This is a genomic window from Chryseobacterium sp. SNU WT5 (assembly GCF_007362475.1).
Lineage (GTDB): Bacteria > Bacteroidota > Bacteroidia > Flavobacteriales > Weeksellaceae > Kaistella.
On the sequence record NZ_CP041687.1, the window covers coordinates 349,900 to 362,052 of the forward strand.

10 protein-coding genes and 1 tRNA gene are annotated in these 12,153 nt (G+C 33.9%); 6 read left to right on the forward strand and 5 right to left on the reverse strand.

All coding sequences use genetic code 11. The features are described from left to right. Positions 1–68: 68 nt before the first annotated feature. The 5 genes from FNJ88_RS01655 to mce form a co-directional block, all read right to left on the reverse strand. On the reverse strand, positions 69–3,218 hold the full coding sequence (locus FNJ88_RS01655; RefSeq protein ID WP_143851429.1) for a DEAD/DEAH box helicase: 3,150 nt from the start codon (positions 3,216–3,218) through the stop codon (positions 69–71). Positions 3,219–3,746: 528 nt separating this feature from the next. Then, positions 3,747–4,205 (reverse strand): PA2169 family four-helix-bundle protein, encoded by a 459-nt coding sequence (locus FNJ88_RS01660; protein WP_143851430.1) that lies wholly within the window; start codon positions 4,203–4,205, stop codon positions 3,747–3,749. A 517-nt stretch (positions 4,206–4,722) separates the two neighbouring features. Further along, positions 4,723–5,016 (reverse strand): GIY-YIG nuclease family protein, encoded by a 294-nt coding sequence (locus FNJ88_RS01665; RefSeq protein ID WP_143851431.1) that lies wholly within the window; start codon positions 5,014–5,016, stop codon positions 4,723–4,725. Between the two features lie 49 nt (positions 5,017–5,065). Next, a tRNA-Ile gene (locus FNJ88_RS01670) sits at positions 5,066–5,139 on the reverse strand. Positions 5,140–5,216: 77 nt separating this feature from the next. Continuing rightward, a complete protein-coding gene (gene mce / locus FNJ88_RS01675; RefSeq protein ID WP_143851432.1) occupies positions 5,217–5,615 on the reverse strand; it encodes a methylmalonyl-CoA epimerase in 399 nt (132 codons plus the stop codon). A 300-nt stretch (positions 5,616–5,915) separates the two neighbouring features. Between mce and rbfA the strand changes: the two genes are divergently transcribed. The 6 genes from rbfA to ribD all read left to right on the forward strand — a co-directional run bounded on the left by rbfA (position 5,916) and on the right by ribD (position 12,148). Further along, entirely contained in the window at positions 5,916–6,278 is a 363-nt protein-coding gene (gene rbfA, locus FNJ88_RS01680; protein ID WP_143851433.1) for a 30S ribosome-binding factor RbfA, read from the forward strand. Positions 6,279–6,298: 20 nt separating this feature from the next. Continuing rightward, a complete protein-coding gene (locus tag FNJ88_RS01685) occupies positions 6,299–7,510 on the forward strand; it encodes an ABC transporter permease (protein WP_143851434.1) in 1,212 nt (403 codons plus the stop codon). Between the two features lie 166 nt (positions 7,511–7,676). Further along, positions 7,677–8,414, forward strand: coding sequence for a shikimate dehydrogenase family protein (locus FNJ88_RS01690; RefSeq protein WP_143851435.1), 738 nt, complete (start codon positions 7,677–7,679; stop codon positions 8,412–8,414). Between the two features lie 55 nt (positions 8,415–8,469). Further along, positions 8,470–10,476 carry a DUF349 domain-containing protein gene (locus FNJ88_RS01695; protein WP_143851436.1) on the forward strand — a complete coding sequence of 669 codons (2,007 nt, stop codon included), beginning with the start codon at positions 8,470–8,472 and terminating at the stop codon, positions 10,474–10,476. A 10-nt stretch (positions 10,477–10,486) separates the two neighbouring features. Then, positions 10,487–11,077, forward strand: a complete 591-nt coding sequence (locus FNJ88_RS01700; RefSeq protein WP_143851437.1) for a hypothetical protein — start codon at positions 10,487–10,489, stop codon at positions 11,075–11,077. Between the two features lie 51 nt (positions 11,078–11,128). Further along, complete coding sequence (ribD, locus tag FNJ88_RS01705) at positions 11,129–12,148, forward strand: bifunctional diaminohydroxyphosphoribosylaminopyrimidine deaminase/5-amino-6-(5-phosphoribosylamino)uracil reductase RibD (RefSeq protein ID WP_143851438.1); 1,020 nt, start codon at positions 11,129–11,131, stop codon at positions 12,146–12,148. Positions 12,149–12,153: the final 5 nt, after the last annotated feature.

Here is a 12,153-nt window from a genome sequence, read left to right on the forward strand (position 1 = left end):
TCAATTGAAGAAGTATTTTGGGTTGAAGTTAAGTCTTACAAAAAAATGTAACTTTATTAGTGCAATAACTAACCTACATTTAGTTTCGCGCTTTCTTGCCAAAGGAAATGTGGTAAATTTTTCTCAAGCTTCCATTTTATAGACATTGGTTTTGACCCCGAATATTCAACGAAATTTACCGGCCCTACAAATACATAACCTTTTGTAAATCCATCTGCATCACTTTTTGATTCGCGGACAAAGAGTAAAATAGTTTTTTTTCTTTCCAATTGTTTGATGTACGATTTGCCTTTTTCAGAGGTTGCAGCTGTTTGATTTTGCGACTGCCAATGAAACAAAGAATCATTTATAGCATAATCATCATACATTGTAGTTGGTGAAAAATCTTCTTCAGACTTTTTTAAATTCACAAATAATGCTTCGCAGTTAAGAGATTTATTTTCTGCAACTCCTTCTCGACTTGAACTTTTCTTTTTTAGAGTACTTAAACGTAGTGCTACTAAAATTTGATCTCTTGTATATCTAGAATGCAGTTTTAGCGGGAATGCAAATGAAAAATCTTCAAGTGGAAATTCTTCATAATTAATTTGATCAATTTTTATTGAAAGAAAATCCCTCACTTCTTTAACCATCGATCTATTTTCTCCGATTTTTCTTAATCCTTCTTCCAATGTTAAATCATTTGATGCCGTTTGGTAAAAGTCATAAAAAAGCATGGTACCCATCAAGGTATTATTCTCTGTCTTTGGTAACTTTTTTAATTCAAAATTTTGATTTGCCAACTCTAAAATAAAATTAAAATAGGATAACGATTCTGTTGCAATCATTTTTTTTGAAAGCATCGATTTATAACTTGCATAATTATCCTTGTTGAATGGAATACGCAAAGCTTCTTCTAAGAGCTCATTGAATGTATAATTTTTATAGATCTGTTGGAATTTTAAATTATAGATTTTCAAAAAATTACTTAGAGTTAAATCCAGATCAGTATGATTATGAAAATTTTGAATCTTTAATACCAATTGTCTTTTTTTAACCGATGTCGCCTTTCTAATATTTTCTATAATAAAATCCTTGGCTTTTTTCTCTAGTACTATTGAGCAACCTAAAGGTAAATGCGGAAAATCCTGTTCAATTTCTTTTAGAACTGTTGTATTTGTCTTTCCAATTAAAGCGCGGAATTTACTTTCGAAATCATATTCATCTCTAGCCTGACCTACAAAATCTAATACGGTAAGAACATCTTTTCCATCTGCTAATCTTAACCCTCTTCCGAGTTGTTGCAAAAAAATAGTTAAACTTTCTGTAGGTCTTAGAAATAATACGGTATCGATTTGTGGTATATCAATACCTTCATTAAAAATATCTACTACAAACAAATAGTTTATTTTTTTTGTGGAAAATTGATAAATAATTTCCTCACGTTTAGATGAATTTTCGGAAACTAAATATTCAGCTGCTAATCCTACTTCTTCAAATTTACGTTTCATGAATTTCGCGTGCTCGATACTAATACAAAAACCAACAGCAGAAACTAACTTAAAATCTTTTGTATAATTATTTAAATTCTTAATAATATCACCAACTCTAATATCATTTTGAGTAAAAATTTTAGTCAGTTCCTCCGAATCATATTTTCCGTTGGTCCATTTAACCCGTGAATAATCGATCGAATCGGAAATTCCAAAATATTGGAAAGGACAAAGAAGTTTATTATTGAGTGCATCAGGAAGACGAATTTCTGCGGCAATTCTATCATTAAAGTCTGGCAAAATACTTTTACCATCCATCCTTTCTGGAGTCGCAGTAAGACCTAAAAGAATAGTTGGTTTAAAATAATTGAGAATTTTTTGATAGGTTGAAGCTTGACCATGATGTGCTTCATCAAGAATTATATAATCAAAATAATTTGTGGTGCAAAAAGTTTCAAATTTTAATTTACTTAAAGTCTGAACAGTTGCAAAGACTGAATTTTTTGACGTAGGATAATATCCGCTTCCATACAGTTCACCGAAATTTTGATCTTTAAGTACATTTCTGAATGTATGAAGAGATTGTTTTAGGATTTCAATTCGATGGGCAATAAACAGAAATTTAGTATTCGGATTTTCACGTAAATAATTTTTAAAATCAAAAGCAGCAATCATTGTCTTTCCAGTTCCTGTTGCTGCGACAATCAGATTTTTAAATGAATGATGAACCGTTCTTTCAACCTTTAACTTTTCTAAAATTTCTGACTGATAATGATAAGGTTTCAAATCAAAAAATCTCACGATTTCTAAAGTTGCCTTCCCTAGTTTATTATTTTGAAGTGCATTATCTAAAAGCTCTAACTTAGACTCATCATACAACTCAAACTCTGCATTGTTCCAATACGATTCAAATGTTTTTTGAAATTTGTCAATAATATGTGGAATTTCTTTGGTCGTTACTTTTACATTCCATTCTAATCCATCTGTTAAGGCTGATCTGGAAAAATTTGAGGACCCAATATAACCTGTATGAAAGCCTGAATTTCTAAAAAACAAATAAGCTTTTGCATGTAAACGTTCATTGGAGTTGTTGTAAGAAACTTTTATTTCAGTATTGGGAAGTTTAGATAATTCATGAATTGCCTTTGCATCTGTGGCGCCCATATAGGTAGTTGTAATTACGCGTAATTTCCCACCTCTTTTTGTAAATTCTTCAAACGCATCGCGCAAAATAACTATTGCCTTCCATTTAATAAAAGAGACCAATAAATCTATTCTATCAGAAGATCGAATTTCCTTTTTTAATTCTCCATCCAATGATAAACCTACATTTCCGCCGGTGAATAATTCACTTTGAGTCAATCGTGTTAGTGGCATTATCTCTTTTAAATGAAGCTTGACATCAGTATAATCAGAATTCAATTTTTCAAGAACACCTTCTAGAATTAAACCATCTGCATGTACTAAATCTTCCTTAAATTCATAACTTGAAATCTCTTGTGTAAGATATTTCAGAATTTTGTTTGTAATTTCAATTTGTTTTGAAACCAATAAATCTTTTTTTTCAGACTTAATTAAGTTCAGTGCTTTTTTGATCGCTTTCCCTAAATGCATCGTAAGAAAATGAACTGCTTCATTCGTATCTAGTTTTTTTTGATCAGCAATGTAAAATTCATTTCTATCAATTACGTCAAGACGCTTTTTAAGAGCGTCTGTTATCAGACTTTCATATATCCCTAAATTCATAGTATCTTTTTATCCCGTTTTATCATATCTGAATCCTAAAGAAAATAAAAATTTAGGAAAATTATTCTCCATTTTAAGTGATTCTGTATTCAAAGCTTTAGAAAAGCCCGTCACTACATTTCATTATTTTAGTTAAGGATCATAAATATATAAAACATTCTTCATTGTGCAATATAATGAACAAGATTACATCCTGAATGTAGGACTTCACATTATAAAAAGGCCCTATAGATGAATCAACCACAAATTGATTTTAACAACGAGAATTATTTAATGAAGAGATAAGAAAAAAAAACTACCTCAAGGTAAGTGCTTCTAAGGTTTACAAAAGAACTACAACTATTAAGAAAGAATCTATAATTGAATAAATTCAGATTCAATTTTATCAATCACTTTTTGTGGAATGTTTTGTTTTTCTGAAAATGATCTAAATAATTGAGTTGCCGAAAGTACATTATCAATAGTGGCATTGGGATTTTTCACCGCAACTTGCGCAGTGAATAATCCGGATGTTAACCGTAAAAAAAATCACTCTGTCTCATTATTTTCCTCCAGGCTTTCGAATTTTCTATAGGAGGCTTTTAGTTCATGAAGTTGATCCTGAACAACCTTGCTGCTTTCCGGACAAAGATCACCACTATCCAGCGCTTTTTCAAAAGCTTTGATCGCGGCACCCTCACCAAAAAGAACATTCTCCAGGGTTACTTCGCCTTTATCGAAAGACAATGAATTTTTTACATCGATCCAGGTTCTGTGCAAACCTCCTGCAACCGTTGCAGTATCATTTGGATCTCCGCCTTTTTCCGTAATAAGAGTGGAAAGTTCTGTTCGAAACCTGTTAGACTGAATCACCCCGTGATCATACTCGTCCCGAAGTTTAGGATAAGAGGAAATCATCTTGGCATCCACATTCTTAAATCCTTCTAAGCGGTCGTTGGTGATCTGTAGCAGATTGTTCAGAACGTCTACTGTTTTATTATTTTCCATGTCAGAGTATTTTGGGGTTAATATCTTTTCGAAGTACAATTTAAAGACCGTTACAGATATCTTTCAAAGTTTATCAGGTGCAAAGAAATAATAATGGATATCCGTTTTCAATGATGTTGTAAATTTTAAACGCAATCCCGATAGTCATCGGGACGCAAAGATTTAGTTACAAAAATGCTGCTTTACACGCGTTTTTTGAGTTTCGCAACGGTATTTCATTTAGCAAAGTCCGCAGAGAAAATACAATAAATGACGATTTGCGGATATACATGAAATAATATTAATCTTCCGAAGATTAAAAACTTAAATAGTTTAAAGATAGAAAGAAATGCAATGCGGTGTTTTTAAAATAGGAGGCTTAGAAAGATATTTCTGAGAAAAGTTTGTTGTACCTATATTGTACATAAGAGAAATTTGAACCCATCAAAAAAAAGCACCTACATCACTGTAAGTGCTTCTATTCCAATATTGTGGCCCTCCCGATAGCTATCGGGACTGGCTCGAATAAAACGACAACTTATATTACATGGAATTTCTCCAACAAACGAACAGTAATTTCTGGGTATTGTTTCAAATTTTCAATATATTTTCTACTTTTCATTTTTTTAATATGATGTTCAATTTTACGGGCTTGCGTTCGATTTTCACAATGTATTAAGTGATATATTTCCCAGTCAGAATGTTTTTGAGTGTAAGAGTTTTTAAAAAAATGAGCGTTGTGTTGCACCAACCGTTGTTCCATATCCTCAGTTTCTCCAATATAAAAACTTTTGGAGGAATTCAAAATTAATATGTAAACAAAATGGTTCATTACTAAAAAAAGCACCTACATCGCTGTAAGTGCTTATTTACCAATTTAGTGGCCCCACCTGGGCTCGAACCAGGGACTTGCTGATTATGAGTCAGCTACTCTAACCAGCTGAGTTATAGGGCCTAACTTAATTTCCGAAGAAATAACAGTCTCAATTGGGTTTGCAAAAATAGCGTTTTTTCTAAAAAAACAAAATTTTTTTAAGGTTTTTCCTGACAAAGTTCAATTAAAATCCCATTGGTGGATTTAGGATGCAGGAAAACAATGAGTTTATTGTCGGCGCCGTCTTTCGGTTCTTCGGAAATAAAAATAAATCCTGCTGCTTTTAATCTTTCGATCTCGGTGTAAATATTTTCGACACCGAAAGCGATGTGGTGAATTCCTTCGCCACGTTTGTCGAGAAATTGGGCGATGGGACTATCAGGATTGGTCGCTTCTAGAAGTTCTATTTTACTTTCTCCCAATTCATAAAAAGAAGTGGTTACTCCTTCCCTTTCCACGGCTTCCTGTTTGTAGTTTTCTTTGCCTAATAGTTTAGCGAATAAATCGTCTGAGTTGGTTAAGGATTTTACGGCGATACCGAGGTGTTCTATTTTCATGGTGTTAGGTTGTGGGTTGTAGGTTGTGGGTTGTAGGTTATAGGTATTAGTTGATAGTTGGTAGTTGGTAGTTGATAAAAACTTAACTTAATTCATAATTTCTATCTGTAACAAAATTTAATTTTAGATCGGGTTTGCGTGAGGGCGGAGGGCATTGTTGGAGCTCTTTTTCTGCGGCTGGATAACGTTGGCGAAAAAAAGCGACTGCCCGCAGACCGACCTTTTTTGGCGTTGGCCATGTTGGTGCTGTAAAAAAAGGGCACGCCCAAATAATTCAAACAAAAGTAGTAAATTTGCGCCATGAACGAAAGCAACAGACAAAGAAAAGTCGCCCAAATTATACAGGAAGATTTTGCTGAATTTTTCCGCAAACAGGCTTCGGAAAGCAAACAGACCTTTTTGATCAGTGTATCTGATGTTAAAGTAACTGCTGATTTAAGTATCGCAAAGATTTATTTAAGTATTTTCCCTCCCGAATTTCGCAAGTCAATCATGAAAGAAATTGTGGAAAACAAAGCTGCATACAGAAACTTTATGGGGCAAAAAATGGGGAAACAGGTTCGGATCATTCCAGAACTTAATTTCTATTTGGATACCACTTTGGACGATGTAGAAAAAATCGAGAAAGAATTAAGAGGCGAAGGCGACAACCCGATTCTTTAATCTACTAAAGGGCTATTTTTTTGAAAAACACTGCATTTTATATCGCAACACGTTACCTTTTGGCCAAAAAAGGAAGTACAGCGGTCACTTTTATCACCTGGCTCGCAGCTTTGGCAATGTTAGTGGCAGTAGCAGCAATGTTTATTATAATTTCTGTTTTTTCTGGGCTGGAAGATCTTAATCAGGATTTGATTGCCAATCTTCATGCGGACCTTACCGTAAAAAGCAAAGAAGGAAAACAACTTCCCGACATTGATAAAGCGACTAAAATTCTTTCTGCCAATGAGGAAATCGCTCATTTTTCTAAAGTAATTGAAGAGAAAGCCTACATCAGTTTCCGTGAGAACGGTGATATTGCCAATTTGCGAGGTGTAGATTCTGCTTATATCTTCGTGAACCCAATTCATAAAAATATTTTCTACGGTACCTATCCAAGTTTTAAATTTTCCAACGAAGTTTTGATGGAAAACAAACTGAATAACCGACTTACGATTCCCGTAGGTGAAGGTGCAGACTATGCAACGATCTTGATGCCAAAACCGGGCAAAGGAATGATCAGTAAGGAAGATGATATTTTTACCAAGCGCGATATTTATGTTTCTGGTGTATTCCCCGGAAATGATCAGCTCGATAACACCATCATTTCACCTCTCGAATTGGTACAAGAACTTCTTAACCTGCCGAAAAATGCAGCCTATGAAATCGTGATCAAGCTAAGAAATGCGGACCACGCAGACGAAGTGAAAGCAGATCTAGTGAAAAACCTAGGATCTAAATATGATATTAAAACCAAAAAAGAAGAAAATGCTGCTTTTTGGAAAATGATTAATACTGAGAAATTGTTCATTTACTTAATTTTTGCCCTTGTGATTTTCATTACTACTTTTAATCTGGCAGGTGCAATTATTATTCTTCAGTTGGACAAAAAAGAACAGGCAAAATCGCTTATTTCTTTGGGAATGAATTTAAAATCCTTACGAAACATCTATTTTTACACGGGTATCTTAATCGTTTTCTTCGGTATTATTTGTGGGTTGATTTTGGGAACCGTTATTTGTTATTTGCAAATTAATACTGGATTTATCAAAGCTGGATCCAATACAGATTTACCTTTTCCGGTCCGTGTAAACTTTATTAACTACATCATCGTAGCAGCAACAGCCGGAATCTTCGGTGTAACAGTTGCCCGATTATTCTCAAAGGTTAACAAAAGACATTTTAAGACCAATTAAATTAACCAGTTAGATGGTCAATTTTCACTTATCAGCATATTAATTTGATTTTTCCGAAGCAGATGATCACTAACACCTGGTTGATTTTTTTCTGCAAAATAAATGATCTGTCTATAAAGATCCCGATAAATGATCATCATCAGTCTTTTTTTTATAATTTTGAAAGATGGAGCAACAATACCAATTCGGATTAATCGGAAAAAATATTTCCTATTCCTTTTCTAAGAAGTTTTTTACGAATAAGTTTCAAAAGTTAATATTACCAAATTACAAGTATGATATCTTTGATATTGCCAGTATAGAAGAAGTTCAATCCATCTTTGCAAACCCAAACCTTCAGGGAATTAATGTGACGATTCCATATAAAGAACAAATTATTCCCTACCTTGACCGACTGAGTGATGAGGCAGAAAAAATTGGTGCAGTGAACACTGTTGTAATTAAAGACGGGATTAAAACAGGATATAATACGGATGCTTTTGGCTTTGAGAAAACCTTGCTCCTTCATAAAAAAGACCAACATCGATCTGCTCTTATTTTAGGAAATGGTGGTGTTGCAAAAGCAGTTCAGTACATCTTGAAAAAGCACAGTATTTCTTACCAATCGGTCACAAGAGCTGGAGATTTGAATTTTGAGACCATTACTGAAAATATCGTTCATGACCATCTTCTCATCATTCAATGTACGCCTGTTGGCACTTTCCCCAATGTAGAAAATTGTTTGCAATTTCCTTTCGCAGGACTCTCAGACAAGCATTTAGTGATTGATTTGATCTACAATCCAAACTACACTGCGTTTATCAAAAAAGCTGCTGAAAATGGTGCAAAAACAGTGAACGGCTATTATATGCTTGAACAACAAGCAGAAAAAGCATGGGAAATTTGGGACGTTCGAAAAAAATAAGCTAATTTAGTGCACGGTTTTACTACAAAACTGAATATTTAATAAAAAGACTGCTATGATTACAGAAGATAAACTGTCTGAGAACCCTGAAAAAGAAACTTTGAATCAAACAACTGGTGTTGAAGCGAATATAGATACCGAAGTTCAGGCCGAAGTTGATGAAACTAAAACCTCGGAAGTTCTTCCGGCTGAAGACCAACAAAAATCTTCACCTAATGAAGAAGTTCTTAGCCAAGATGAAGCTGAAAAATCAATCGATCCCCTTCCAGATGAAGCGGAACAATCAAAAGCAGCATCAAATCAAATTGTACGAGAAGACGAAAAAGTTTTAAATAGTGATTCTAGTTCTGAAAATGGAGATCGTCACTCAAAAGAAGAAGAAGAAGGTGAAGATTTATCAAATCTATCGCTTACAGAAATTCTGACCAAGATGGAAGCTATTATCAATAAAGAGGATGCGGGCGTTCATTTCAGAGCATTTAATCATTTGAAAGAGCAAGCTAATCATCTGATACACGAAGCAACAGAGAATTCAAAAAAAGAGTTTGTCGCTGAAGGAAACCCTGTTGAGTTATTCCAAAATCATCATCCTGCACAAGCTCGTCTTTCTGGGATTTTGAATATCTATCGTGAGAAAAATGATGCTTATCACCAGAAACAAGATGAGCAACAACATAAAAACCTTGCCCACCGTCAAAATATAATAGACAATCTAAAAAATTTATATACCAATACCGAAGCAGGAACCAACCTTTTCAAAGCCATTCGCGAAATAAAGGAAGACTGGAAAAATGCTGGTCAGGTTGCAAAATCAGAATTCAAGTTACTAAACAACAACTACTTCCATCATCTTAATCAGTTCTATCAAATGCTTGATATGAATAAGGAATACATGGAGCAGGAATTCGCTCATAATTTAGAAAAGAGATTGCACATTATCGAAAGAGCAAAAGAACTGGAGAAAGAACCTTCCGTTCAAAAAGCGCTGAACGAACTGCAATATTTACATAAACTATGGAAAGAAGAAGCAGAGCCCGTATCCGAAGAATTCCGTGAAAAAACATGGGATGAGTTCAAAGAACTTTCCAATAAAATTCATGACCGAAAATCTGAACTTACAGAGCAAATTGAAAAAGAGCAAGGTGCGAATCTTATTCGGAAAAATGAAATCATTGAAGAGATCAAAAAAATGGCAACTTCTGCAAAGGAAGTGAATCATAATTATTGGCAAAATGCGATTAAAAAAGTAGAAGAATTACGCTCAGAATTTTTGAAATTAGGTAATGTTCCCAGAAAAGTATCCAATCAAAACTGGAATGATTTTAAAGAGCATTTGCGAAATTTCAATGTGAAGAAAAACGAATTTTACAAAGGTTTAAAAACTTCCCAGCAGACCAATCTTGATGAGAAATTAAAATTGATCCAATCTGCAAAAGACAACTCTCTCTCTGAAGATTGGGAAACTACAGTGCCACTATTCAAAAAGCTGCAGGACGACTGGAAAAAAATAGGCCATGTTCCTCGAAGTATGACCAATAAAGTATGGGACGATTTCCGCGAAGCGTGCAATATCTTTTTTAACAATTATAGAGAAAAGAACAACGCCGTAAATGATAACTGGAAGGAGAATTTTAAAAATAAAAAACAGCTTCTGGAAGATTTAAAAGCGATCGGAGAAGAAGAAGGAAGTATCGAGAAAATTGAACAGATAAAAACGAACTGGAATAATATCGGAAAAGTACCGAGAGAGAAAATCACCATTAATACTGAATTTAATAAGACGTTACGTGATAAACTAAAACTCAATAAAATTAATGAGTATGATCTTAAAGAAGAAGGTCTATCTGAAAATCAATTGACCGATAAAGCAAGAAAAATAAAAAATCAGATTGCAGATTTGGAAGCCGAAATTGTCAAAATGGAAAACAACCTTGGTTTCTTTAGCAACTCTTCTCGTGAGAATCCTTTACTAAAAGATACTTACCAGAAAATAGATGATAAGAAATCACAACTCGAAAGCATGAAAAGCACGTTACATAATATCCTTGTAGGAGAGCATTAATAGATTGAGTATGATAAAAAGAATATTAGTAATAGCACTTCTTTGCACTTTGTCTTTCTTTAAAGCTCAAAATTACGTCAAAGATCTACTTTCAATCCCAGGTCCAATTGAATTAGACGGAACAGAATACCATTTGTCATGGAGCAAGCAGATGTCAAAAACACTTTTCAGACAACAATACTTACCTATTGATGAGCGTATAGAAGATTTTAACCAACTGCTTGATCTTTCCTATTTCACCAAAGAAATTGACATGGAACTCGCTGTTCGACAAAAGGTTGATGGAATCCAGCAAAGAGAAAAGTCAGACAAATATGCAAAAGTAAATGTAATCGAAAGTCCAGATGGGAAAGAATATATTGTAGATTATTATATCTCGGAAAGTCCACAAAAAGGAGATTCATTTATAGAATATAATGTCTATCGCTTTAAAAGTTCAGACACTGGGAACGGAAAGAATTTTTTAATCCTGTCTTATGCAAAAAGAATGTATGGCGATCTAAAATCGTCTGCAAAATCTCTAGCTAAACAACGGGACCATATTCTAACTACCATGATCGAATACAAGGTTCCGGAAATAAGTATTAGCAATCAACAATAATTTTTATAGAAAACAAACACCCGGCATTTAGCTGGGTGTTTTTTAATGATTATGAATCACGAATTTTATATAAGACGATGTATAGAGCTGGCAAAAAAAGCTTTAGGTAACACGTATCCCAATCCTGTGGTCGGATCTGTAATTGTGCATGAGGGAAAAATCATCGGCGAAGGTTACCACGAAAAAGCCGGAGCACCACATGCCGAAATTAATGCCATCAATTCTGTTAAATCAGCTGAATTGTTGAAGGATGCTACGATTTATGTTTCATTAGAACCTTGTTCACATTACGGAAAAACACCGCCTTGCGCCAATAAAATTATAGAATTGGGGTTTAAAAAAGTAGTTATAGGAACATTAGACTCTCATGAAAAAGTAAACGGCCAAGGAAAGAAATTACTAAAAAATGCAGGTATCGAGGTGATATCTGATATTCTAGAAAAAGAATGTCAGGATTCAAATAAAAGATTTTTCACTTATCACCAAAAAAAAAGACCTTATCTTATTTTGAAATGGGCGCAATCAGCGGATGGGTTTTTAGACCGGGATTTTAAGCCTACCCAAATCGGAAATCCTTTAACAAAACAATTTGTTCATTTATTGAGAAGTCAGGAACATGCTATTTTAGTCGGAACTACAACTGCACTAATTGATAACCCAAGTTTAACAACACGAGAAATTGTGGGAAGAAATCCAGTGCGAATTTTAATTGATTTTGATTTAAAAGTACCTCAAAACTTTAACTTGTATAATAATGAAGCAAGAACAATTATTTTCAATATCTATAAGGATGGGACTGAATCAAATATCACCTTCATCAAAATAACTAAAGAGAATTTCCTGGATCAGTTAATGATGAATTTATATAAACAACAGATTCAATCTGTCATCATTGAAGGAGGTTGCAATACCCTTCAACAATTCATCGATCAAAATCTTTGGGATGAAGCAATCGTGATTAAAAATGAAACACTATTCCTAAGAAACGGTACAAAAGCTCCGGAATTTGAGAACGAATTAGTTGAGGTCAAGAAATTTCGCGACAATAGTATCCAATTTTATAAAAATTAAAAGCG